Origin of the sequence: Amycolatopsis sp. NPDC004169 (assembly GCF_040610315.1) — a bacterium.
Classification (GTDB): Bacteria; Actinomycetota; Actinomycetes; order Mycobacteriales; family Pseudonocardiaceae; genus Amycolatopsis.
The window spans coordinates 188,016-213,433 of sequence record NZ_JBEXMD010000008.1 but is presented as its reverse complement, the minus strand read 5'-3'; the positions used below and the strand labels follow the sequence as shown (position 1 = coordinate 213,433).

17 protein-coding genes and 1 tRNA gene are annotated in these 25,418 nt (G+C 65.1%); 3 read left to right on the top strand and 15 right to left on the bottom strand.

What is annotated here, in order from left to right; genetic code table 11:
* Window positions 1–44: 44 nt before the first annotated feature.
* Window positions 45–332: a hypothetical protein gene (locus ABZX11_RS13840; RefSeq protein ID WP_354913123.1), complete on the bottom strand. Its 288-nt coding sequence runs from the start codon at window positions 330–332 to the stop codon at window positions 45–47.
* On the opposite strand from ABZX11_RS13840, the gene ABZX11_RS13835 reads away from it, so the two are divergent.
* Entirely contained in the window at window positions 250–795 is a 546-nt protein-coding gene (locus ABZX11_RS13835) for an FAD-dependent monooxygenase (protein ID WP_354913120.1), read from the top strand. The genes ABZX11_RS13840 and ABZX11_RS13835 overlap by 83 nt on opposite strands.
* Here ABZX11_RS13835 and ABZX11_RS13830 read toward each other — a convergent pair.
* Genes ABZX11_RS13830 through ABZX11_RS13815 form a run of 4 tightly spaced genes read right to left on the bottom strand, consistent with a single transcriptional unit; the run spans window position 784 to window position 11,985 of the window.
* Window positions 784–2,601 (bottom strand): DUF1998 domain-containing protein, encoded by a 1,818-nt coding sequence (locus ABZX11_RS13830; RefSeq protein ID WP_354912992.1) that lies wholly within the window; start codon window positions 2,599–2,601, stop codon window positions 784–786. The two genes, ABZX11_RS13835 and ABZX11_RS13830, sit on opposite strands and share 12 nt — an antisense overlap.
* Window positions 2,598–5,750 (bottom strand): helicase-related protein, encoded by a 3,153-nt coding sequence (locus tag ABZX11_RS13825; RefSeq protein ID WP_354912990.1) that lies wholly within the window; start codon window positions 5,748–5,750, stop codon window positions 2,598–2,600. The genes ABZX11_RS13830 and ABZX11_RS13825 overlap by 4 nt, the downstream gene beginning before the upstream one ends.
* Window positions 5,747–7,327 (bottom strand): NERD domain-containing protein, encoded by a 1,581-nt coding sequence (locus tag ABZX11_RS13820; RefSeq protein WP_354912988.1) that lies wholly within the window; start codon window positions 7,325–7,327, stop codon window positions 5,747–5,749. Before ABZX11_RS13820 ends, ABZX11_RS13825 begins: the two co-directional genes overlap by 4 nt.
* Window positions 7,324–11,985 carry a DEAD/DEAH box helicase family protein gene (locus tag ABZX11_RS13815; protein ID WP_354912986.1) on the bottom strand — a complete coding sequence of 1,554 codons (4,662 nt, stop codon included), beginning with the start codon at window positions 11,983–11,985 and terminating at the stop codon, window positions 7,324–7,326. Before ABZX11_RS13815 ends, ABZX11_RS13820 begins: the two co-directional genes overlap by 4 nt.
* 305 nt (window positions 11,986–12,290) lie before the next feature.
* Here ABZX11_RS13815 and ABZX11_RS13810 point away from each other — a divergent pair, with 305 nt between their 5' ends.
* Complete coding sequence (locus ABZX11_RS13810) at window positions 12,291–12,947, top strand: hypothetical protein (protein WP_354912984.1); 657 nt, start codon at window positions 12,291–12,293, stop codon at window positions 12,945–12,947.
* Window positions 12,948–13,603: 656 nt separating this feature from the next.
* Here the strand turns inward: ABZX11_RS13810 and ABZX11_RS13805 are convergent.
* From ABZX11_RS13805 to ABZX11_RS13780, 6 genes are all read right to left on the bottom strand, one after another.
* Window positions 13,604–14,767: a DNA cytosine methyltransferase gene (locus tag ABZX11_RS13805; protein WP_354912982.1), complete on the bottom strand. Its 1,164-nt coding sequence runs from the start codon at window positions 14,765–14,767 to the stop codon at window positions 13,604–13,606.
* Window positions 14,768–15,397: 630 nt separating this feature from the next.
* Window positions 15,398–15,474 (bottom strand) — tRNA-Leu (locus ABZX11_RS13800).
* Window positions 15,475–15,497: 23 nt separating this feature from the next.
* Window positions 15,498–16,829, bottom strand: a complete 1,332-nt coding sequence (locus ABZX11_RS13795) for a ricin-type beta-trefoil lectin domain protein (RefSeq protein ID WP_354912980.1) — start codon at window positions 16,827–16,829, stop codon at window positions 15,498–15,500.
* 200 nt (window positions 16,830–17,029) lie between these two features.
* Window positions 17,030–18,364 (bottom strand): NAD(P)/FAD-dependent oxidoreductase, encoded by a 1,335-nt coding sequence (locus ABZX11_RS13790; RefSeq protein ID WP_176174853.1) that lies wholly within the window; start codon window positions 18,362–18,364, stop codon window positions 17,030–17,032.
* An 84-nt stretch (window positions 18,365–18,448) separates the two neighbouring features.
* Complete coding sequence (locus ABZX11_RS13785) at window positions 18,449–19,132, bottom strand: uracil-DNA glycosylase (RefSeq protein WP_176174852.1); 684 nt, start codon at window positions 19,130–19,132, stop codon at window positions 18,449–18,451.
* Window positions 19,129–19,641 (bottom strand): hypothetical protein, encoded by a 513-nt coding sequence (locus ABZX11_RS13780; protein WP_354912977.1) that lies wholly within the window; start codon window positions 19,639–19,641, stop codon window positions 19,129–19,131. The genes ABZX11_RS13785 and ABZX11_RS13780 overlap by 4 nt, the downstream gene beginning before the upstream one ends.
* Before the next feature lie 37 nt (window positions 19,642–19,678).
* Here ABZX11_RS13780 and ABZX11_RS13775 point away from each other — a divergent pair, with 37 nt between their 5' ends.
* Window positions 19,679–21,172 carry a peptidase S10 gene (locus ABZX11_RS13775; protein ID WP_176174851.1) on the top strand — a complete coding sequence of 498 codons (1,494 nt, stop codon included), beginning with the start codon at window positions 19,679–19,681 and terminating at the stop codon, window positions 21,170–21,172.
* On the opposite strand, the gene ABZX11_RS13770 is transcribed toward ABZX11_RS13775, so the two are convergent.
* The 4 genes from ABZX11_RS13770 to ABZX11_RS13755 form a co-directional block, all read right to left on the bottom strand.
* Entirely contained in the window at window positions 21,150–21,935 is a 786-nt protein-coding gene (locus ABZX11_RS13770; RefSeq protein WP_354912975.1) for a hypothetical protein, read from the bottom strand. The genes ABZX11_RS13775 and ABZX11_RS13770 overlap by 23 nt on opposite strands.
* Entirely contained in the window at window positions 21,932–22,687 is a 756-nt protein-coding gene (locus tag ABZX11_RS13765) for a hypothetical protein (RefSeq protein ID WP_354912973.1), read from the bottom strand. The genes ABZX11_RS13770 and ABZX11_RS13765 overlap by 4 nt, the downstream gene beginning before the upstream one ends.
* A 46-nt stretch (window positions 22,688–22,733) precedes the next feature.
* Window positions 22,734–23,570: a hypothetical protein gene (locus ABZX11_RS13760; RefSeq protein WP_354912971.1), complete on the bottom strand. Its 837-nt coding sequence runs from the start codon at window positions 23,568–23,570 to the stop codon at window positions 22,734–22,736.
* 85 nt (window positions 23,571–23,655) lie between these two features.
* Window positions 23,656–25,380: a S8 family serine peptidase gene (locus tag ABZX11_RS13755; RefSeq protein WP_354912969.1), complete on the bottom strand. Its 1,725-nt coding sequence runs from the start codon at window positions 25,378–25,380 to the stop codon at window positions 23,656–23,658.
* Between the last annotated feature and the right edge of the window lie 38 nt (window positions 25,381–25,418).

Below are 25,418 nucleotides of genomic sequence, written 5' to 3'. Positions count from 1 at the left end.
CGAGCGCTCGAACGCCGCGACCAGCCCCTGATGCACCCCGCGGCTCACGTCGTCAACGCCCGCTCACGCGAGATCTGGCACCACGCGTCACCCGGCTGGCCGCGGAGATCACCGCGCTGGCGGCGCCCAACGACACGGTCAACGTCATCCGGTGGTGCTCCCGGCTCACCGAGCCGCTCGGCGAGATCGACCTGTCCGACCCCGCCCGCCTCGCCGAGGTCCAGGCGCACAGCCCGTTCCTGGTCACCCATATCGGACTGGGCGGCACTGGAGCGCGAGCCGCTCGTCGACTTCCGCCGCGGCACCGCGGTCACCGCGATCGAGGCCGGCACCGGCAGGATCGTCGTGCAAACCGCCACGGAGGCACTCGACGCCGCCTACCTGGTCGCCGCCGACGGCGCCAACAGCGTGATCCGGGGCAGCGCCGGCATCTCGCTGCGTGGCCGGGTCATGGCGAACATGGCAGCGTCTTCCTTCACGCCCCCGGGCGGCACCCACCCGGCACGGTCCGCCCGCTGCTCAGCTGGATCTACCAGCCCGCCTTTTAGCGACTGCTCCGGGCAGGGGGCACCTCAACGGAACCGACAAGGCCCCGGCGCCTGGACATCCTCAACGTCAGTGTCGACGGTGTCCGCGCCGAAGACCTGCTCGACACCGTCATCGCGTTCGCCGCATCCACCGGTCCGCTGCCAAAGTTGTGCCCGCAGCCCTCATTCGTTCGCGGCGATGGACTCGAACCCACATGCGCCTTCGCGGCTGCGTCTGTCGTTCACCATCCGGAAATCATTCCTCTGAGAGTTCGCCGGATCGCTCCACCGTCGCGATTCGAAGACCTTGAAGAACGTTCTCGAAGAAACCTGGCGTCTCGCCATCTCCAATAAGTAGCACCCTGTCTAATAGAACATTGGACCGCTCGCACGACGTCTCAGCAACAAGGCAGCAGCCATGACAAGCTGCACGGTTCAAGCTGTTAAACCCTTGACCGCGACTCTCTCGGCAGAGCGGGTCTGCCGAACACCATGCAGCTTCTTCAATGGCCGCAATCAGGGTGCGAGCGAGCCTCGGAGCCTCTCCCTCGCGAACGAGGCCTCCAAGGGTCCCCTCGGAATCACCAGCAGAAGTATATATGAGAAGTCCAGCCTCCGAACGCGGAGCAGTCTCAGCATAAATGCGCTCTCGCAATGAGGCAGAAGAATAACCACAAGAGAAAGCAAGCCGTCGCATCAAAAGGTGAGCCAAGGTGTGAAGCAATACAGATCTAGGAGTCGCTTCGATAAGCCTGGCTCCCATGATACTGCGCCGTCGCCGCGACTCAAGTACCGCCACCCGGGACCGAACTTCGTCAAGTTGCTCCCACCGACCAAGAAGGTCCTGATTCAGCGAAAGGAATATCCCTTCCCCGAAAGACTCGACAGCCGGCAACCATCGACCACGTCCCCGCCGTCCCAGGTGCACGTCGACGAGATCCGCATCCTGCGAGTAGCGACGGAACCCGTGCAGCACCCGTATTTCGCGCAACCTGTGCGCAAGCACCACTGCGTCGACAGACTCACCCAACAGTTCGACCACCGGAGGGGTGCCGACACCAGCGCGTACGAATTCCGAGGCACTGATTACAAATTCCGGCGTACCTACAGGTTCGCCGCCCGATCCGGCGGCCTCGAGAAAGGCGTCCCACTCATCACTCAGTAAACCACGTCGCGTCTCTCGCAAGCCCTCGTCCGGATCGCCGACCAATGCCTGACGGACTTGACTCTCATCGATCTCGAGATTCTGTGCAATCAGTTGGATCAAGGCCGACGCCAAGGGCCCCTGTGGGGCGCTGCGCACATCTTCGAAGTTCCGGTGCTGCCGCACTTCCGCAGCAATATTCCGCATACCTTCAGCTGGCTCTGGAATATCCAAAGCGGTAGTCGTATCAGGCAACGTGACATTTGTCGCGCCGCGTTGCAAGACTTCCAGCGGCTGATCGCATGCTGCCATGTTGCGTTGCCATGGCTGCCCTCCCGAACAGGAGACGCCAATCCTTCCCAACGCTCCTCGGGCTGGAAGTTCTCCCAGATCGCGGGAAGCGCCGCACGTGCGGCAACGCACTACAAGACCGGATAGGCCTTCGTTTCCCCTTACTGCCATGTCAAAGATGAGCACATGCTTTTGACAACGACGTTGGGCCTCCGACTCATATGTCGAGTGCGCCCATCTGTCCCACGGAATGTCTCTGACATGCCCCTTGCTGGCGCAGACCGCGATGAATCGCATCGGGACCAGCTTGCTCCTGCACTGATCACACAGGGGCGGATCACCGGTCTCCTGCTGGATCCGATAATGGTGCATCCTGCGACAACTCTGGCAGAACAGCCAACGAGGGAACCGCTGATAGGGAATTCCTGGACTGTGGATCGACGGTCTCGCCGGCACGCTCGGCGGCGTACGCAATTCCTGTACTCCGAGACGCTCTTCGAGCCGCTTGGATTTCACCTGCACAGTGCGGTCGTATTGCCATTCGCTGATGTCGACGCCCATGAGGGACTCGCCCATCACATCGACGATGGCGCCCACGCCGAAGGGCGAGACGGTCTGACTCAGCCGAACAGTCCTCATCGACGCCCCTCACCGAGAGCCAGAATCCGCACCTGCCGGTCGACCGACCGCATCGAGTGCGCGACCGGCCACCCCTCACCCCGCGCACCGAAATCCTTCAGCAAGGCCGCATGTTCCTTGGATTGGTAGTACAATCGCTCTCCCCGCTCGGTGACGGCCGCCGCACGATCGTGCCACTCCTGGGCAATTCGCCGCAGTTCGCGCCCACTTGGTTCAGCTTCGTCCTCATCGGCCCGGCGAGCCGCCTCGGCCAGTCGTTCGACGGCCGTCCGAACGATAGGGTCGTCAATGGAGAAGTCGCCTGCCTGTTCGTTGCGGCGAAGCCCGACCCCGTGCCGGATGAGCATGACGAAGGCGGCGCGCAGCGATCGCTCTCGAGAAGCCAGCGACCAAGGCGTAACGCTCGTGGGCTCCACATAACGGTAGAGCGATTCGTGGTAGGCCCGGAACGACTCGTAATGAGACCGATCCCGCGGCTTGGTTGCACGGAGCAGAGTCACGACCAAGCCGGGGACCGCGGCGGAACGACCAACCCGACTGGTGGCCTGGATGTACTCGGACGTGGTCTTCGGCTGTCCGTTCATGAGCATCACCCCCAGTCTCCCGATGTCGATGCCGACCGACAGCATGTTGGTCGTCGCCAGGACATCTACGACGTCCCCCTGTTCTGTACTCTGTTCCAGGCGGGCGATGATTTCGGGCAGATCATCAGCGTGGACATTGCTCGTGAGCTCCACGACTCCGTCGCCTCGCAAACTACGGGCAGCAGTCGTCTCTGTGCTCCGCGCCTGCAGCATGGTATCCACATCGTCTCGAATCTGCGTTACCGTCCGCCCGAGTTCACGGAGACTGTTGTGGTAGATGACCAGCGTCCAGTACGCATCCAATGCCTTGCCGAACAATCCCAACACTGTGGGCGCTTGGAGAATCGCCACACTGCTTAAGATTGTCGCTGAGGCCTGCGTGAACGCCTGCGGCATCAAACCGACATAGAGTCTCCCCGCGCCATTCTTGTCAGTACGGGCGAAATAGTTATCGTCTGCATCCAAGCCACTGGGAGGGAATAGCTCGACAGAGCCGCCGTACAGACTGCGCACCTGATGATCCGCGGCTCGAATTGTGGCGGTGGACGCGACAATCTTGGGAGTTTTTCCATCCCAGGACAGTAAGGCGTGAACAGCGGCCTCGTAAAGTGCAACTGTCGTTCCCAATGGCCCGGACAGAAGATGCAGTTCGTCCTGGATCACAAGGCTCGGTGCATCGAAGGGTACGGCACCTCTTCCGAACACCGCACCCGCGTCCTTCACCCAGGGCAACCGAGCAAGCTTGTCCACGGTCGCCAAAAGGAGCGTCGGCGGATCCGCGAAAATCTGATCGTCGACAACCCTTATCGGGAGAGTTTCATGGAAGGAACATTCCGAATGAGGGCAGAAAAGTTCAAAATGATTCTTCGTGGCCCTGAAGCCGTATGCCGGGTTGGGCCCGCCGCCAGCGAGACTCGGCCGTCGACTCTTGGGCACGATCAGCGTTCCACACCAAGGGCAGTTCTGTAACTGGAATGGGTTTTTCGGTTTCTGCGCGAGGAAAACATCCTTAACCGCAGCAAACGCTTTGCCATAGTCGTTCGGCGTAGTATCCCCGCCCACCCACAATCCAATACTGAAAGACGGCAGACTCTGCAACTCAGGGCGCTTGCCTCTGAGCTGCTCCAGGGCGCAGATCAGCGTCGCCGCGCGCTGGAACTGTTGACTGGTCAAAAGCCGGAGTGTGTAGCGGGTGAGCACCGCTGTGCCACCTCCGCGCATACCATCCACAAGCCGCCTGCGGATCATTTCGAAAGCAGCCAGTCCGAGATAGGCTTCTGTTTTCCCGCCCCCAGTGGGGAACCAGATCAGATCGACGACGCCACGATCAGCGTGTGAACCATCGGCGGTCGAAGCAAGGCTCAACAATTGGAACCCGAGCTGGAAGTGGTACCAAGTGGGGTCGTCGACAGCCGAGTCGCGGGCCATCAACGGCGCACCGAGCTCGCCGGGATGAGTCTTCACGTGTTGCGACTGGAGCACCTGTTCGCACATCGCCGCATTAGCGAGACGAAAGGCCAGAAGGCATTTGGCGTCGTCGCGCAAGAGATCTACTCCTGCGTACATCCGCTTGACTGCCCGCCGCATCCTGCGAAGGATACGGTCAGCGGCAGGCATGTGGATCTGCTCCAGAAGTTCGGACTCCCGCTCACGGTCGGCAATCCAAGCCTCGTACCTGCCGACAAATTCTTTCAGATGAAAAACAAGGGTCTCTGTTTCGATCGACTCATCTGCCAGATAGGACATGCGGAGCACTTTGCCCGCGTCGGAAGGCCGAGCGACGCCTGGGACGATCTTGGTCGGCAGCATCTCTGTGCGCACTGTGCGGACTTCTCCATCAGAGTCTGCCAGCCAGTCGATGGAGCATCCATGGCCGATCCCGTAGATGCGTCGCCGCCGATAAATCAGGCGCAGTTCCTGGTCCTCCGGATCATCAGACAGGTCGGTACTGCTCGGGTAAGGTAGAATCCGACCGTTCTGCACGTGACAGGCGAATCCGACCTGGAACAGGCACCGATCGGTAGGAGGCGGCGATTCGGCCTCGTCGTGCTCAGCCAGGTTTTCGAGCGCAACCGTGACCAGCCAGGCCGCCTTGGTTCGACGCCAGACGCACACCAACCTGGCTCGATTGCCGAAAACGTCGACTGTGTTGTCGTCGAGGCTACCTTCTGCACTGAGGACAACCTCATCGCTCCACGCTCGGCGCGACCATCGATCGCGCCGTGTCGCCGGGTCCTTCTCAGGCAGTTTCTCGTAGGTGCCGGCAGTTATCTCACAGCGCAGCTCGGTGCCGTCATGCAGGAATGAGATGGCAGCCGAGGCCGGATGCCAGCTGTTGGCCATCTCGATGGGTTCGTCGAGTTCCTCGTCGTGGGCGTCCTCTCCGAGGGAGTCCCCATACAATTGCGAGGCCGCAGGCCCCTTGGGGTACAACGTCCCGACGAGGTAGGTATGTTCAGGTTTGGTGTGGAGGATCTCTTCATGGCCTGAAGCAGGGCCCAGGTATTGGTCACGCAGGTAGCCGAGCAGATCCTCACGAACACCGGCCGGATCGCGGTCTGTCACGGCTTCGTCCTTTCGCCACTCCGCTCGATCTGTCGCCAAGCCGTTTCGCTGAACGCCAGCCACAGGCTGATCCTCGGCCGCGTCATCCCGACATACAGCCGTGCTGCTCGGACTGGGTCGGCAGTACCATCGACATCGACAATACAGACATGAGCCACCTCGAGCCCCTTGATCTGAGCGGCGGTGACTAGGCGGGCAACTCCCGACCGCCCTTTTCCCGGATCGACCACATTCTTGAGCCGTCCTGCTCGGAACGCCCTTGTTCGCAGCGCGGAGCTCTCTTCTGTGCGATCCCGAAGAGTCACTACGGCGACATCCGCCAGGTTCACGTCTTGTTGCCGCAGCTGGCTCAGTTGCGCATCCAGCAAACTGGCCTCTTCCTCGTCATCACGATAGCGCCTGTAGTCGACGGCGGGTCCCGCTCCCGCTCTGGCAACTCCGACGTCGGCTCCCGTGATCAGTTGGGTCTGCAGCACGATCGGCGACGTATTTCGACAATTATAAGGCAAGCTGATTGATACGGCGCCGGCTGCCAGTTCGTCGAATGTCTGTTTGTCGAACGAGCCATCGACGTTGGCTTGGTTGTTGGGGTCGCAGAAGACCCGCCAACGACCGGCTGACCATCCACCCTGGACCAGGGCATCGAGCCGCAACACGGCATCCACGTCCATGAGGTCCTGAGCCTCATCAACCACGAGGACGTCTCCCCGCGCCGTTCCGCGCAATTCTGACAACGCACCACATACAACGCTGGTACCTACGACATTGTCCCGCAACACGTCAGCCAGATGGGGGGACCGACACGTGAGCACGACGCTCCGGCCGGAAGCTGCAGCACGTCGAGCCGTCTCCACCGCAAGCAGAGTCTTGCCGGACCCAGCGCCTCCGGTGCACACAATCCGATCGTTGCTCTCGGCACCGAGGAGCAAGTCGTACTGTCGTTCGGCTAGCCGAACGTACTCCTGCTCTAACCCGGCAGCCCGAGCAGCCAAACTCGGCACCCGGTCGAAGTCCGGGCGCAATACCGACAGAAGCTCCGAGCGAGCACCACCTCGTACCGGATGCCCGAGACGCTCATGTGCGAAGTTGCGAGCGCGTCGCAGAGCCTGTTCGACACTACGGACGCTCATGGTGCGTGGTCCACCGTGTTGTTGCGGCGCCCATTCCATGTCCGGGTCGAGTTCCTGGTCCGGGGTCAATACGAGGAAGCCGAAGGCCACATCGAGGTGCGGCAGTCTGTTCAGAAGACGGCGTTCCAGCGCGAACATTGCGGAGGACGCCTGTTCGAAGGGACCTTCGCGCTTCTCGTGCGTCTTGCCGTAGCGATCAGTAAATGTCCACAGGCCTTCTCGGCGGCTGACACGGCCGCCCTTCACCTCGACGACCAGTACGGTGTCATCCCAGATGATCAAGAAATCTATTTCGGACATTCGCTTGTACTCGTGCTCCGGCAATCTCAGCGAGTACAAACAAGTGGTCGGTACACCGAGATCGGCCTGAGCCAGAAGTTGGGACACCCGCAGTTCTGCAGCACTGTTCACCCGTCCGAAACTTTCCGGAGCCGGGATCATCTTCATGCTTCTCTTCCCCCCTGTCGTTGCCATAGATAGTCGAATTCCCTGAACGCCAGGCGCTCACCGAATTGGCCAAAGGTGTCCGCAACGTTCACCACGAGACACTCGGCCTTACCGCCGTTCGCCGGACCACGCAGTCCACGCCCGACCATCTGTATGTAAGCGTTGGGACTGAAGGTAGGACGGGCAATATACAACGCTCTTACGGCGGGCACGTCGAAACCCTGGGTCAATACGTTGCAATTGGTGAGCACTCGGATTTCACCACGGCGGAATCGCTCGATGCTTCGCCGTCGCTCATGGATGCGCGTGGAGCCGCTGATCGAAGCTGCTGAAATCTTTCGCACTCGCAGGAGCGCTGCCAGGACCTGGGCCGACAAGACCGAAGCAGCGAACACAAGGACCGGCCAATCCGACGGCAGGCTTGCGATGTGTTCGACCAGTCGCAGGGTCCTCTCCTCGTCACGACCGAGTCGCTCCAGAACGTTCGACGGCAACAGACGCGTGCGTTGAGTGGCCTCGACCTCCTCCGGGTCGAGGACCACTGCACCGCCGTCGAGGATACGGTGCTCGACCCGTGAGAGGACTTTCAGCTCCTGGAGCTTGCCGTAAGGATCATCACCCAGGACGTCGAGCATCGTGTCGCCGAACCGTCTCGCCAGCCGCCGGGTCATCTCCTCGCTGTTGCCCTTGAACGGCGTAGCGGTCAGCCCGATCAGGGGCCTGGCCGTATGACCGACGTCCAGCCCGAGCCAGGCCAGGAGTTCAGTGTAATCTTTACCGGTCGCCTCGTGCGCTTCGTCGATCACGACTGCAGTGGGGTCTGCCAACCAGGCGTAGTCCGGGTTGTCTCGGCTCGCGGCAAGTTTCGCGTCGGTGGCCACGACGACCATGAGTTCGTCCTCGCCCTGAGCTATTTCGTTGCGGCCCCATAGACGGCAGATCCGCATTGCGCGGCCATCGCCGCAATCACGCCAGATTGTGCTCCACGTCTGGACGGCCTGCTCGCAGAGCTCCTCGCTTTGGGCGACCCAGAGCAAGTGGCCTGCGAGCTCATCTTCCATGAAAGCTGCCGCCAATGCCTGCACCGTCACCCGTGTTTTCCCTGCGCCCGTAGGCAAAAAAAGCAGCCCTCTGCCCCGACTGGCGACGAGCCTTCGAATCTTGTCGACCAACTCCTGCTGATACGAATGGAGACCACCCAGCCGGGGCGGACCGAGCACCGTCAAGTCGGGCTCGAGGTGCGAGCCACGCTCCCCGGCGTACTCGGATGGGAAGCCGAGACTACGAACGAAGCCCACGGCAGGTGGACTTCCCGCCCAGCGATCGGGCACCGGGAACCCCATGGCCTCTAGATCGTGGCGTAACTCGTGCAGCACGTCATAGCCGTGCACGTCCAACAGGAGACATGCGATCTGCGTCGGATCTCTGTCGTCTTCGAGTTTGCGGACGGTGTCCAGTAAACCAGTAGGGAGTCTGGTCTCCATTCTCTCCGCATCGAGCAGGTGCAGCAGCTTACGAGCGTGGTCACGTTCACTTCGACACAGCGCGATGGACCTCTGCACCGCCTCGCTTTGCGAATCCTCGAGGATCCGGGCAATCAAGCTCGTGGTGAGATCGATGTGGAACTCGGCGGCGAGTCGCTCGATCAGCTCTTCGTCGTCGATATCTGCGCGGTGGTAGACAATCTTGCCGTCACGTAGCACATCTACCGGCTCCCGGTCCGATCCGTCCGGTCCGGTGATCTGCCTGAAGAGATCGCCGCACTCGATCAGCTCCACATCGTCAAGTGCCCCGTGCGCGAGCGGTCGAAGGCCTCGATAGCGGTCGAGGACGACAACGGGCTCGGCCGGATTTTCCGAGAACACCTCCACTTTCAATCGTGCGGATGCAAAGGTACAGCCCCACTTTTCGACCAGCAACGAGGCGAGTGTGACGTCGGAAACGGCGATGTACGCAGACCGCCGCTTGGAGAGGACCCGATGCTCGTCCTCGGTCCTGGCGACCAGAAGATCTCCTCGAGGTACCCGGCAGCCCGAAGCGCCACTGATAGCGGGCAAGTAGTCCGGCGCGTCCTTGCCGGGCAGCGTTCTGGCCGCCTCCGCCACAAGGAAACCCAGAGACCACGGATTCCCATCTGACGGAACTCGATCGAGGAACTCGCGCCAGACCTCAGCCCTTATGTCCGCCAGGGCAGCAGGTAGCGACAGCTTGTCAGCAGCCTCCCACTCGACAACGGGCAAGTGCGGCGCATATGCCGCGAGCGCTCGAGCCACGCTGCCCGCCGCCGGACGTGGTCCCCAGGACGTGGCAAGCAGTCCGTATTCTCCCGCCGCCCATACCGAGGGTGCAAGAAAATCCATTGGCGGATACGATCTTCGATTGATGCGTCCGAACTTCCACTTCACGGGAACATCGAGCTCGAGAAGTGCGCGAGTCCAACCCGTGCATGCATCGACGTCACCTGAATCACGAAACCTTCTGAGAATATGCAGAGGCCCGACCGGAGCGTCTTCAGTGAAGTTCAGTTCTTTTTCGGGCGGTCGCCCGCGCGCCGGCAACGTCGAAGAGTATTTTACGCGAGCATTCCGCAAGTACTCCAGATTTGTCGAGTCGTACGCCAAGGCACGACTGATCACGGGTTGCGCGACGATGCCGATCCTCCGCAATAAGACGGGACTCAGATCGTTATGGAATTTTTCATCTAAAACCATGGCGGGATTTTTTGGTCGAACGGTACCGGCGACGACGACCTCGTCCGAGAAGTGCCACCACCCGTCCCGGCATTTGACCTTGAGCCTGCGCCCTTCTGCCAGATAGTTTTCCAGGTGTTTCTCGGCAGTTGATTCTTGCACATGAGAGACGAGTCTCCAAAACTCACCCCATTCAGTGCCACTCCACTTCCTGATAGCCGCACTGGTCAGCTTCGCCAACTCATGACCGGGATCAACGTCGTTGAAATCGAATTCGCGGAGAATAGGTTCGATATCCGGAAAAGCCAAAAGAGACTGCCGCACCAGGCTGATCTGCGCCTGGTCAGTCAAGATGTCACCACGAAGAAATACGTTCCCCGTCGCGTTGAGCGCCCACAAGCGCCCACTTTCATCCGGCAGAATCTTTGCAGACAGGAACCGGCTTCGAGTATCGACATCCTTCGTTGATGCGACCACTCGGACAGCGGTTGCGCATTGCTCATCGCTCGCAGAACTAACGATGCGTTCGAGCCAGACTGGAGCGTCCAGTTCGACGGTGGCCGCGCGCGCGTCGTCAGCGCGGATCAGAGTCCGCAGCTTAGCTTGTCGAATGGCTCCTCGAAAGCACTGGATGTGGGGAACCGATGTCGGACCATCCGGCGCCGCGTACCAGACAGCAAGCATCTCCGGGTCAAGTCGAATCCTCTCTTGGTGTGGAAACCATAGTTCGTCGACCCGGCGAAGGACTCCTTGACGATCTGGAATACAGGGTCCGGCGGCAACCAACTGGGGAACACGTTCGGCCAGAAATCGATCGGCGAAATTAGGTGCTTCGCGGCCGCGCGCCGGCAAGTAGTCGAAGTGCTGCGCAGGGTCATTCAAGCTGCCGAGCTGCGGCAGACCGTCGGCCACCAGAGCTGCGATCGATTCCAGTATCTCGCGATTGAAGCGGCCTTGGAGCAGGCTGGTGCGATCGTCGTTGATCTGCCATGGTGCGTTCAGGATGCCACGCAGTGACGTGGTCTCTCCGAGGGGAAAGTACGCCCAGAAGCGGCCCAATGCAGCGCGGTCCGGGTTCAGCGGCGCCGCCCAAGTCGCCGTGATCGTCTCGCGTCGGATTGCATCGCCGACCTCCTGCAGCGCCTCGGGCGACGAACTGTGCGATCGTTGCCACACGCGCCAATCCGCCGATTCGCCCCCCTCAGTCTGCAGCCGGCGAACCCCGGAGGCGAGAACTGTGCACCGGTGTTCCCGATCGACGGATTTGCCGTCGGGTCGCCCTCTCACGATCCGCAGCGTGGACACTTTCGGCGTAAAGAGAAGAAACTCGAGAGGGAAATTCTCAAGATCGCTTTCGATTCGGTCCACGTGCGCTGACAACGGCAAACGGACGACAGTAGTGGCCCAGGTGATCAGCTCAGCCAACACTGAATCTCGGCGAGCCTCCTCCATCACGTCCAGATGGGCGGGCATACGCAAGATCGGAAATCGCGTCGCAACCGGATCGAGATAACGCAGTTCTGCCGCCGCCCGAGCCGCGTTGAAGTCAAAGCTGACCGATCTACTGAAGACTGCCGGATTATCGGTAATACCCAGAACCGACTTGAAGCCGAGACCGAACCGGCCGATAGCATCGTCACGCTTGTCACTGAGGAACGCATGGCAGACGGCCTCGAGGCCCTGCCTACTGAACGCTTGCCCCTCGTTCGCACAATACATTACACCGTCGACGAGGCGGAGTTCAATTCGACCCGGTTGGTCATTGTATTGCGCATCTGCAGCATTCTGGACCAGTTCGATAATTTGACGTCGCGAATAACCTCCGGTCCTGTAGCTGTCCTCCTGGTTCGCATGCTCGCCCAGGTAAAGTGTATCGGCTTCGTATGCCTTGAGGGTTTTGACGCGGTGTTCCTCGATCCAACGGACAAGTTCAGGGTCCTCATGGTCCCACGCACTATCCTCGGTCACGGACACCTCCAGCCACCGCCGACCGCAACGATTGACCCCTCACACTACGCGACGCCCTCCGAAGACACCTGCAGCCATCTCGAAACCACAAGCAAGCATGGTTCGAGAAGGTTCCACCGAGCACCTGTAATCGAGGCGCCATCGCGCCCAGGCCGCAGTTCGAAACGCGATTCGGCCACCGCCTCCGCTCGCACGAGGCATCGCGACGCCGATCGAAGCAGCCCACCGAACTATCCGATCGCGTACAGGCGAAGTAAAAGCTCGGAACTGCTGGCAAGTGAGACATCACGTGAGAGACTACCCCCGTGCATTCGGACAAGGAACTACGCACCGCCATCGCCGACGCCCGAGAGGCCCTATTGGCCGCCGCAGACCAGCTGGCCAATATCGGTACCGCCGAAAGAGTGACGGAAGACGACTGGCAAGACCTGAGCGCCGCCGTTGGGCTCAACATGGCTTTGCACCGTGAGCGCATGGCAAGAGTCGGCGTCCTCCTCGGACTGGGCGGCGCTCGGAAACGTTTGCTGCGGTACCTATTACGACACGTCGGGCAAGTGATTTCCGGCCCGGAGTTGTCCGGAGTCGCTGGAATCGCCGAATGGCCGCGACGAGTCCGCGAGCTGCGGGTCGAGGAAGGATGGCCCATCGAGAGCGGGATTCAGCGCCCCACGCTGCGTACCGACGAGTACGTACTCCTCCGGCCAGAGCGCGACGCCAGGTTGGCGGAAAGGTGGAGGCTCGCCTCGGACATCCGGAAGAGTGGCGGCACAGCGCGCGACCGCATCCTGGCATTGCTGAAGGCCGTGAGTCCTGACGCCGTCGACCACGAGGATCTTGATTACGTAGCCAAAACCAGTAACTGGACGTCCTTGATCGATGACTTGAGAACCAGCGGTTGGGACATTCGCTCGGCCGACCAAGATCCACGACTTGCGGCCGGCAGCTACCGTTTGCTCGCATGACCCGCCCGTGGCATGCTTGTTGACGGGTCGCCATCAAAGCTTTTGTACTCGATCGAAACGGTAGCATCCGGGCCTTTGGCTGAGTCATCGACCAGAGCGGCAGCCTTTCGCGACCGGCTATAGCCGAGCCTTCTCACGGCCCGTGAGAAGGCTAGCGTCGGCAAGGCCGAACCGCCGACATCCGCCTGCTCAAGCCGCGTACTCATCAGCGCGCTCCTCCGTCCCCGATAGGTCGGCACTAGCTCCCGGTGTATCTCGCCGACTAGAGCAGTTATCGCCAACTGAGGAAGATCCATTACGCATTGCAAGCAACATGACTCGCGGGTAGCATCTCTCGTTCGCACCTCGACGGACGTAAATAACCTGTCTGACCAGCCACGCAACCCATCGGCGGCCAGCCTCGGCCGAAGAGACACGATTCGGTCACGACGACTTGCGGTCGACTCTCGAGCAGCGTGTTGACCGCCACGGCAATCGGCAGGTTCGGACGGAGCGCGACGACGACAAGGATCGCAAATCCCGAGAAGATCGAAAGAGGTGGGTTTCCGCGTTGTCTCCGACCAGCGCAGCCGCAGGCCACCACGATGACGAAGCTCAGCGGGGACACGACGATCGGCTGGCCGACCGGATGCGTGGAGTTCTGTACGGCAGGCTTGTCAGGTCGCTCGACAAAGCCGGCACGAGACCGGCTCTCGAGTACGCGGGTTATCTCCACGCAGGTACGGCTTCAGGTGATGCGCGATGGCCTCAGCAAGCATCGGGGGTACCGCATTGCCGATCTGCTTGGCGACCTGCAGCTTTGTACCACACCACTGGAAGTCGTCAGGGAAACTTTGCAGGCGAGCCGCCTCCCAGTGGGTGATCGGTCGGTCGACACTGTGACCGTTGTCGTCCTGTTCCCACTGGGGATGTAGGTACTGGCCTTTTTCCGGTTTGAAGAACTCCGTGCGGATCGTCAACGACGGCATGTCCCATTGCATCCGCCCCATGACGTCGGTGGTGCCGGCCTTCTTCTCCCGCCAGCACCGCGACAGCAGATGATCGGGTAGGTTGAAACGACCACCACCCGGCGGAATGTGCCGGTAGCGTTCCAGAGACCGCTCGACCGGCTTACGACCGATGTGGAGATCGGAGCTCTTGAAGACGCCTGGCACGTTCTCGCCGAAAAATCTGACCCTCGACGCTGGCAGCTCTGTCGTGACGGGCTTTTCGGGTAGACCGGATAGAACGTCACGAGTGGTGTGCCATTCAGGTAGGTCACCCAGGGTCCCCGGGCGGGCGTGCGTCGGCGCGGGCAGTGGAATCTTCCCAATTCTCGAAGCGATTACGATGGTTCTTTTCCGCCGCTGCGGGACGCCGAAATCCGCGGCGAGCAGGAACCCGGAAGACAACTCGTAGTCCTCCAAAAGGCCTTCTGGCGCGGCTTCGGCTTGCAGCAACGCAAACTCGCTGGACGAAAAGAACCGATCGACGTTCTCGATCACGAACACCCTCGGCTTCGCGTGCCTAACGAAGCGGATGTACTCCTTCCAGAGTTTGTTCCGCGGATCGTCCACGTTGCGCGAGCCAAGGTTTGAAAATCCTTGGCAGGGTGGCCCCCCGATGATCAGATCAACCCTGGGAATCTGGTCGTCCGGGATCGTCGCGATGTCCGCGTGGCGAGTGTGAGACTCTCCGAAGTTGGCCGCGTAGGTAGCGGCGGCATGTAGGTCGAACTCGACCGACATCGACGGCTTGAACTCCTTCGCGGCCATAAAACCCGAGGTCATGCCGCCACAACCGGCGAACAGGTCGATCATCGTGAACGGTTTCGTACCCACACTGTGCAGGTTAGTCGAATCCACCGACAGTCTGGAGCATTGACCAGGATCCGGCTGTCTGCAGGTTACCTCGGCACCGGCGCCACTGACGCGTACCCGTCCGTAGCTGCAGCAACTGAACGAGCCCGACGCGTGGCAGCGTCGACTGCCTGTCTGCGCAGTGTGGCCGGTGAACTGCATCGGGCCCCCCGATACTCAGGGGCGACCTGGTCGAGGAAGGTGAGCCGAACATCGCCCTGGGTCGTCGGGCACAACTGCCAGCTGCACCGCAAGCTCACCGACGCCGGGTGGACCGGCCCCGCATCGTCTCCGTGCGCGGCACCGGCTACCCGCTGGACCCGTGCCCCCGGGCCCGCAGCCAGCCGACTTCACGATCATCACGTGTAGGATGTCACCGACCTGGTCACCCGCTGCGAGCAGGACCGCGAACGCGCCGCAGCACCGTTTTAGTGCGTCGTGCATAGGCGGATGTCTGCTACCCACGAGTAGACCAAGCACGGTCCGGTCCAGCGCCGGAAGTTTAGCCCGACGTGCTCATCATCGCCTACCGCGCTTCGAGGAGAGGTCGTGCGTCGTCTCGATGACCAGCATGCCGGTCAGGTCGGGCTGTTCGGATGATGATGGTCTGCGTGGTGCCCCCGACGGGACTCGAACCCGCACTGAATCGATTTTAAGTCGACTGCCTCTGCCGATTGGGCTACGGGGGCACCGCACACTCTAGGCGATCGCCTCAGTTGAACGTCCAGGACTGGTTCGCCGCGCCCGTGCACGTCCAGATCTGCAGGGGTGTTCCGTCCGCCGAACTGGGGCCGGTTGCGTCCAGGCATTTGCCCGAGGCCGGGTTCAGCAGCTGGGTGCCGGAGCGGGTCCACTGCTGGGCGCCCGTTCCGTTGCAGTCGTACAGCTGCACGCGAGACCCGTTCGCCGTGCCCGCGGCCGCGACGTCCAGGCACTTTCCGAGGGCGCGCAAAGTGCCCGTGGAAGCCGTCCACTGCTGGGCGTTCGTCCCGTTGCAGGTGTACAGGTCCACCGTTGTTCCGTTGGTGGTGGCAGCACCCGCCACGTCCACGCACTTGCCGCCGTAGCCCGTGATCGTTCCGCCCGATGACGGCGGCGGGGTGGTCGTGCCGCCCGTGATCGCGTTGAAGATCCTCGAGTACGCGTACCCGGTCGCCCGGTCGTAGTCCTGGAGCTCCCAGAACGACAGCTCCGCCACGCCGTTCGCAGCCGCGAAGCTCTCCAGCTGCTGGGCGTCCGACTGGCTGAACTGGGCGCCGTCGTCGTTGCGGCCCGCGATCGGGGTCAGGCCCATCATCGCGTACGCCGCCGTGGTCGAAATCCCGTACAGGCTCGCCAGCTGCGACGCCGATGCCCGGGCTGCCGACAGGGCGTCGCCCAGGACCGGCTGGCCGTCGTAGAAGTCCATCACCATCAGGTTGACCACGCTGACCTTGACGCCCTTGTCCTTCGCGTCGCGCAGGAGGTCGAGCTCGTTGCCGGGAATGCCCGTCGGGTCGACCGCCAGCGTGTAGTCGACCTGGACCGCGCTGTTCTGCTGCTGCAGCGCCGCCAGTGCCGAGTTGCGGCGCTGGTTGGACGCCGTGTCGCCGAGGACGCCGCCCTCGATGTCGAAGTCGAGGCGGGGCGTGCCGTAGGTGTTCACCACGTTCGCGTACGCCGCGGTCAGGCTGGCCGTGTTCGTGCAGGTCTGGGCCAGCTCACCGCCTTCGGCGCCGCCGAACGACGGGATCACGTTGCCGCCCGCCGCCTGCAGTGCGCTGATCTGGGACTTGAACGAGCCGACGCCGGTGCCGTTCGCCTCCCACACCGGCGTGCAGCCGGACTGCGGGGTCAGGAACGCCAGCGTGTAGAACTTCGTGCCGGTCGCGTTCATGTCGGCGGCCATCTGGCCGGCGTCGGCGTCGCTGATCTGCAGGTAGGGCGCCGCGTAGTGGGTGGGGAAGGCGCCACCGGCCGCGGCGGCGGTCGAGGGGGTCGTGGCGAGGACGGCAGCACTCACGACAGCGGGCAGTGCCGCGGCGAGCGCACGGGAAACGCGCATGCGAGCTCCAAGGAGGGGACCGTGGGAGGGAGCCGGAGCGGACTTATTCCGCGTTGTGAAGAAAGGGTTTACCCGCTCACCGGCCCAGTTGTCCAGACCATGTCACTCACCGGCACACAGCCGGTCATTTCCCTGCAATAGCCCCGAAAACGACGAATGCCCCCGACCAAGACAGGCCGGGGGCGTTCAGCGAAAGAGCGTCAGGACTTCGAAACCCGGGCGAACTCGTCCTTCGGGTTGTTGATCTGCCCCAGCGAGATCACCTCACGCCGGAACAGCCCGCCGAGGATCCAGTCGAACAGGATGCGGATCCGGCGGTTCCACGTCGGCATCGCCTTCAGGTGGTACGCGCGGTGGAACAGCCAGGCCGGGAAGCCCTTGATCTTCAAGTTCAGCGCGTCCGCGACACCCTTGTGGAGGCCCAGGCTCGCCACCGCTCCCAGGTTCTTGTGGAAGTAGTCCTTCGGCTTGCCGCCGCGCAGGACCTTGATGATGTTCTTCGCCAGCAGGCGGGCCTGGCGGACCGCGTGCTGGGCGTTCGGCGGGCACGTCGCCGTCGGGTCCTCTTCCGTGCGGGACAGGTCCGGGATCGCCGCGTTGTCGCCCGCCGTCCAGACGTCCGGGTGGCCCACCACCTGCATCGCCGCCGTGGCTTCGAGGCGGCCCCGCTTGTCCAGGGGCAGGTCCGAGTTGGCCAGCACCGGGTTGGCCTTCACACCCGCCGTCCAGATGATCGTGTCCGTGTCGAACTCCGTGCCGTCCGACAGGACGACGTGGCCGTTTTCGAACGACTTCGCCGCGGTCGACAGGTAGACCTCGATGCCGCGCTTCTCCAGCTGCTCGACCGTGTACACGCCGAGCGTCTCGCGGACCTCGGGAAGGATGCGGCCGGCCGCCTCGACGAGCACCCAGCGGATGTCGGAGGTCTTGATGTTCGGGTAGTAGTTCTCCACCGCGAACCGGGTCATGTCCTCGAGCTCGGCCAGCGCCTCGATGCCGGCGAAACCGCCGCCGACCACCGTGAACGTCAGGAGGCGCTTGCGCAGCTCGGGGTCGAGCGTGCTGGCCGCCTCGTCGAGCTTGGTCATGATGTGGTTGCGCAGGTAGATCGCCTCGCCGATGGTCTTGAAGGCGATGCCCTCCTCGACCAGGCCCGGGATCGGCAGGATGCGCGCCACCGCGCCGAGGGCGACGACCAGGACGTCGTAGCCCAGCTGCTCGATGTGGCCGTCCGCCGCCTCGACGGTGACGGACTTCTTGTCGTTCTCGATCTTGGTGACGCGCGCGGTCAGCACGTGGCAGCGCTTCAGCACCCGCCGCAGCGGCACGACCACGTGCCGGGGCTCGATCGCGCCGGCCGCGGCCTCCGGGAGGAACGGCGCGTAGGTCATGTGGGGCTGCGGGTCAACGACGGTCACGGAGGCCTCGTTGGCCCGGAGCATCTTCTGGAGGCCGTACGCCGTGTAGAGCCCGACGTACCCACCACCGAGGACGAGGATCCGAGTCGGTTCCGACTTCGACTTCGCAGCAGCCATGTCCTCATGGTGACACCTTCGCCGCGACCCCGCTCGGGGGCCCCATCCCGCTGTGACCAGCGTCGCTGCGGTTTCCGTAACGATTCAGTCCGGCGCTGTCACCGAGGTCGCGGCGCGGAAGACGTCGGCAACCATGGCGTGGGTCACGCGGCGTGTCTGGACATTGCGCGGCGAGACGTGATAACAGCCGAAAAGCCGCAGGTCGCCCAGCTCCACGACGGCGCCGTGCCCGAACGCCGGGCGCGGCTGCGGCACCGGCCAGCCCGCCGCCTCCAGCACGGGCAGTAACGCCTGCCAGCCGAACGCGCCGAGCACCACGATCGCGCGCAGTGTCGGACGTAACAGCGCCAGTTCCTCCGCCAGCCACGGACGGCAGGTGTCCCGCTCGGCGGGTGTCGGCTTGTTCTCCGGCGGCGCGCACCGGACGGGCGAGACGAGCCGGGTGCCGTAGAGCTCGAGGCCGTCGCCGATGGCCGTCGACGTCGGCTGCGAAGCGAGCCCGACCTCGTGCAGGACGCGGAACAGGAAATCACCCGATGGGTCGCCGGTGAACATCCGGCCGGTGCGGTTGGCGCCGTGCGCGGAGGGCGCCAACCCGACGACGGCCAGCGACGCGTCCGGCGGGCCGAAGCCCGGCACCGGACGCGCCCAGTACTCCTCGCCGCGGAAGGCCGCCTTTGTGCCGGCGACGCCTTCGCGCCAGGCCACCAGCCGCGGGCAGGCACGGCAACCGGCGACGGCGGCGTCGAGGTCGGCCAGGGACCTCATCGCAGCGCCGCCGGGGAGGCCCGTAGCGCGACTTCGAGCAGCCGGTAGCGCGAAGCCAGGGCGCTCGGGCGCCCCTCGGAGGGGTAACCCGGCTCGCTCTCCTCCGGGTTCTCCGACCGCATCCGCGAGCGGTGGGCGCCAGGCTCGGCGCGCGATTCGCCGACCCGAGGTGCGGTGCAGCCGGACGCCGGCCGCCGCCCGGTCAGCGCACCGGAGCACCGAGGGTGCGACGGCCGGCGGCCGGCGGCGACGAGTTCATCGAACACCCGGCTCAGCGCGATCGGCACGCGTGAGGACGGGTGAGGAGCGAGCAGACCGGGCCGTTCGTGGCAGCCGGCTCGCGCCCGCGCCGCCGGCTCCCGCAGGCCCACACACATGGAGAACTCGTCGAGACTCGTCACCGTGGGCGGGAGCTCAGGACTGTCGTCCGCCGGCTCGACCCGGCCGCGCAGCCGGTCCTGCACCGCCAGCGCCTCCTCGACCGTCGACGGCCAGTCCTCGATGGGCACCGGATCACCCTGCCACAGGCCCGGCTAAGTTGGGTCCATGGCGGACAGCACCCCCGAAGAGGCCCCCGAGCCGACGGCCGCGGCGCCGACCGAGATCGCGGCCGAGCCGACCGACGACATCGTCACCACCCAGCACACGCTCACCGTGAAGCGCAAGAAGCTCGCGTACACGGCGAAGGCGGGCCGGATCGTCCTGCGCAAGGAGATCGTCAAGGACGGCAAGTCCGAGGGCTTCAAGGCGAAGGCCGAGGTGTTCATCACCTCCTACACCCTCGACGACGCCGACCCGGGGACGCGGCCGGTGACCTTCGCCTTCAACGGCGGGCCCGGCTCGTCGAGCATCTGGCTGCACATGGGCCTGCTCGGGCCGCGCCGGGTGCTCTCCGGCGACGTCGACGACCTGGTGCCGCCGCCCTACGGGCTGGCCGACAACCCCGAGACGCTGCTGGTGCACAGCGACCTCGTCTTCATCGACCCGGTGTCGACCGGCTACTCGCGCGCCTCCGAAGGCGGCGAGACCAAGGACTTCCACGGGTTCAAGGGCGACATCGAGTCGGTCGGCGAGATCATCCGGCTGTGGGTGTCGCGGCACGAGCGCTGGCTGTCGCCGAAGTTCCTGGCCGGCGAGTCGTACGGCACGCTGCGCGCCGCCGGGCTGGCCGCGCACCTGCAGGACCGGCACGGGCTCTACCTGAACGGCCTGCTGCTCATCTCCTCGGTGCTCGACCTGGGCACGCTGCGGTTCACCGAGGGCAACGACCTGCCGTACTCGCTGTTCGTGCCGACGTACGCGGCGATCGCGCACTACCACGGCCTGCACGGCGAGCGCCCGCTCGACGACGTCCTCGCCGACGCGGAGGACTTCGCGGCGAAGGACCTGCCGTGGGCGCTGTCCCGCGGCGCCCGGCTGTCCACTCAGGACCGGACGGAGGCGGTGGCCACGCTGGCGTCGCTGACCGGCCTCAGCGAGTCCTATGTGGACCGGGTGAACCTGCGGATCGAGCACGTCCGGTTCTTCACGGAGCTGCTGCGCGACCGCGGCCTGGTGGTCGGCCGCATGGACGGCCGCTTCACGACGTGGGAGCCGGACGGCGGCCGCGAGCACATGAGCGACGACCCGTCGATCTCGCGGGTGATCGGCGCGTACGCGGCGGCGTTCAACCACTACGTGCGGGCGGAGCTCGGCTACGCCAACGACCTGCCGTACGAGCTGATCAACGAGGACACGAACAGGGCCTGGTCGTACGCGGACTTCGAGGGCCGGTCGGTCTCGGTGGTGGACTCGCTGAGCGCGGCGATGCGGGCGAACCCGCACCTGAAGGTGCACGTGGCGTTCGGCCACTACGACGGCGCGACGGCCTACTACGCGGCGGAGCACGTGCTGGCCCACCTGCAGATCCCCGAGGAGCTGCGGGAGAACATCGACACGGCGTACTACCCGGCAGGCCACATGATGTACATCCACGAGCCGACGCGGGTGCAGCAGTCGAAGGACCTGGCGAAGTTCGTCAAGCGGGCGTCGAACCGCTGAGCACGGCCCGCAGCCGCCGCCACTGCAGGACGCCCACGACGACCTGCAGCGCCACCGCGAGCAGCGCGTAGCCGGCCAGCCACGGCCGCCACTCCGGTGGCTGCTGCGGCTGGCCGGCCAGCGGTTCGAGCAGCAGGGGAACGGCGTAGAACCCCGGCATCGTCATGAGCAGGTCGTGCAGCCGCAGGGCGGAGTCGACGGCCCGGGACGTCGCGTCCTCCGCGATGACGGGACGCCGGAAGACGCCGGCCGCCATCGCGGTCGTGACCGCCGCCCCCAGAGCCAGCAGGAGGAGCCAGCTGCCCGCGTAGGTGCGGTACGGCGTCGTGGCGAACATCGTCACCGCGAGCGCCGCGCCGCCGCCGAAGGTGACCAGCTCCACGGCGAGGAACCAGCCGGCCAGTTCGGTCCGCGGCGGGCCGGCGAGCGTGCCGAACCGCGCCAGCGCCTGGCGGTCGCGGACCCGCGCCGGAAGCCAGTAGCCGAGCTGCTGGCCGATGACGATGAAGTAGACGAACGAGCCGCCCGCCAGCTGCCCGCCGCGGACGCCGGGCAGGAAAGCCAGGGTCAAGTACCCGATCGTGGCGGCCACGTAGGCCAGGACGGCCACGATGACCCACCGCCACGTCCCCGGCGGCCGCGCACCGGCGCGGAAGCCGAGCCGCATGGCCAGCAGGTCGGTCATCGTCGGCACGTCGACGCGGTGCTTGACCAGCCAGCGCCCGGCCGCCGTCCGCTCCGCCTCCGTCACCGCGGCGGTCACGGGGTCACCGTCCCGTAGCGGCCGGGCGGCAACCGCAGGCGCCGGAAGCCGGTCGCAGCTCGGGCGTAGAAGACCACCACCAGGACGAAGTACGCCAGCGGCGGCACGAGCCGCGCCGGGGGCCAGGGCCAGCTCGTGGACAGATCGATCCAGGGCAGGAACGTGAACAGGAACGGCACCACGAACGCCCGGGTGTCGTAGGCCCGCAAGGCCGCGTCGACAGCCGCCGATGCCTTGTCCTCGGCGATCACCGGGGCGCGCAGGGCCCGCTCGAAAACCGGCGCCGAGCACGCCCCGCCGATGACCAGTGCCACCGCCCAGGCCACCGGGTTCGCCGCGGACACGGCACACAGCACCGCACCGCCGGCGAACGTCGTCGCCACCCCGGCCAGGTACCACGGGCCCACCTGTGCGGCCGCCACCCGCAGCGGCGGCCGGGCGCCCGGCGGTACCAGGCGGGCGGCGGCGCGGTCGGCCGCACGCGCCCGGCGCCACTGCAGCAGCGGGTAGGCAGCGCTGGCCAGGGTGAACACGAGGAACCGCGCGAGCACCGGGACCGGTGGGAGCAGGGCGACCATCCAGACCACGCCGGAAAGCACGGCGTGCACCGGGTATGACCGCGTGGCCTGCACCCGGGCCCCGACGCGTACCGCGAGCAGCGGCGTCGGCTCGTCCACCGCCACGCCGTGCCTGGCCAGCCACGCCCGCGCCCCCTGTCTTTCGGCGAGCGTCGTCCACGCTGTCTCCACCATCGAACCTCCCCCTGTCCGATTTACCCGCCCGAAGCGGCGAAAAGGTTTACCGGCCGTAGAAGCCGGGCGGCAGCCGGCGGTACCGGTGGCGGACCGCCGCCCACCCCAGCAGCTGCAGGACGACCGCCGTGACCAGGTACACCAGCGCCGACCACCCCAGCCAACCCGGGAACGCCCAGTCGACGACGAAGACCGGCAGCGCCAGCACGGCGTAGACCGCGCACGGGGCGAACCGGTAGACGTCCTCGGCGCGCAGCACCTGGTCGACCGCGCGCGACGCCTCGTCCTCCGCGAGGACCGGTGCGCGGAGCACCCGGCCCAGCACCAGCACGGTCGCGCCGGCGCCGGCCGCCAGCGCGAACGTGTGCACGCCGATCTCGACCGACGGCGGGTACCAGTGCTTCCCGGTGAACTGCGGCTGGGTCAGGAACGAGGCCGCGCACAGCGCCGCCCCGCCGACGAACGTGAAGGCCGTCGAGCTCAGGAACCACCAGCCGACCTGCTTCGCCGCCACGCGGAGCGGGAGCGGGGGTCCGGCACCCGTCAGGCGCTCCGCGAGCTGTTCACGGCTCTGCGTCCGGCGCCAGCGCACCACCTGGAACGCGGCGAAGAGCAGGGCCATGCTCGCGGCCTTCCCCGGCAGGTCCACCTCCTTGAAGAACGGCGCGCTGAACGACCACAGCGCCGCGAAGACGATCGCGTACGCCGGTGTTCCCCGTGCGCCGATGGCGCGCCCGCCCACGCGCAGTGCGAGCAGCCGCGTCGGCAGCCACACCAGGACCCCGCGCTTGCCGAGCCACAGCCGCGTCCAGCCGACCTCGAGCACCGTGGGCTCGCCCGGCAGCCTCGGGTCCACCGGCAGCGCCGGTTCGCGAACGATCAACGACAACACTCCCCCCACGTCCCCCCGTACACGCGAACCGCCCCGGGAAGGTTGCCTTCCCGGGGCGGTTCTTGCCGGATCGGTGCTACTTCAGGTACTGCGACCCGTGGGTCACCGCCGAGTAGGCGTCGACCGCGCCGTGGCCGTAGAAGCCGTTGAACGACGGGTCGCCTTCACAGGTGGCCGTGAACTCGGCCGGGCGGCCTTCGTTCAGGTAGTCCACCGTGCGCGGCACCGGGCAGGCGATCTTCGCCGCGGTGCCCTCCAGGACGCGCTGGACCTTGTCCGGGTCCATCCCGAACTCGCCGTGCGACTTCTTGCCGTACTGCGAGACGATCAGCGCCGCGACGCCGGTCGCGTGCGGCGTGGCCATCGACGTGCCCTGCAGCCACTGGTAGTAGCCGACGCGGCCGTCCGCGGCCGTGGCCTTCTGGACGCCCGCGGCCAGGCCGGCTTCGGTGATGTTGCCGTCCGCGTCGATGTTGCCCTCCGCGACACCCACGTTCTTCGGGTACGTCGAGAGGATCTCGTTCTGGACCGTGCGGTACCACGGCGTGCCGAAGTAGTCGCGGAAGTACCCGCCGGGGCCCGAGACCGAGATCTGCTCGAGGCCGTAGTTCGAGTAGTCCGCCTTCTTCTGCGACGGCCCGAACGAGCTGACGCCGATCGTGTGGTTGCCCTCGACCGGCAGGTTGAGGCAGGTCGCGTTGTCCACCGTGCGCGGGTGCGTGGTGTTCGCCGGGTAGTCAGGGCTCGTGGTGTCCGGCAGCGGCTTGCCGAGGTCGGTGTGCTGGTTGCCCAGCGCGACCAGCATCGTGACGCCCTTGCGGTGCGCGTAGTTCAGCGCGCGCTGGGTGGCCTCGATGATCGTCCGCTGCTCGGCCTGCTCGGCGGGCGAGTCCGCCGGGTTCGCCGTGCAGTTGTACAGCCACGGGTCGGTGTAGAACGACATGTTGACGACGTCGATGCCCGCGTCACCGGCGTAGGTCAGCGCGTCGACCGTCGGCTGCAGGAAGAAGTAGCCCGAGTCCTGGCCGGCGCGGATGTTCACCAGCGTCACGTTCGGCGCGACACCGGAGACGCCGAAGCCGTTGGCCGCGGCGGCGATGGTGCCGGCGACGTGCGTGCCGTGGCCGCCGTCGTCGTGGTTGGCCGGGTCGACGCAGCCGCGGAACTCACACGGGCCGTCCACCTCGACGCCGTTGACGTCGGTCGGGATGTCACGCGTGAAGTTGCGCGAGTCGGCTTCGTCGAAATTCGGCGCGATGTCGGGGTGCGTGCCGTCGATGCCGGTGTCGATGACGCCGACCTTGACCTGCTTGCTGCCCGGCTGCTTGGTGCGCGAGAGGTCCGAGCGGACGGACTTGAGGCCCCAGAGCTGGTCGTCCAGCGGGTCCATCCCGACGGCCTTGTTCGCCGCCGCCTTCTTGGAGGCGCCGCCGCGGCCCTCCTTCTCGACCCCGGCGTCACCCTTGGTCTTCTTGCCGTTCTTCGGCACCGAGCCGATGACCTGCGCCTTGGCCGCGCCGAAGACCGCGCGGTTGGTGGCCACGCGCTCGGTGAAGCCGGTGGCGGGCGCGCTGGCCCTGATCAGGCCGACCGCGGTGTTGGTCTCCAGGACCGTGCCACCCGCGGCCTTGATCGCCTGCTGGGCGCTGCCGATGCTCTGGACGTCCTTGGCGAGCACGGTGAACTCGGTCGCCGGGCCGGACAGCGCGGGCTGCGCCGACGCGGCCGGGACCGCGACGGCGGACACCGCGCCGAACAGCGGCACGGCCAGCACCGCGGCCAGAAGCCTGGGTCTCTTCACGTTTCTCCTCCTCGCGGAAAGCGGTTCCTGCACCGTAT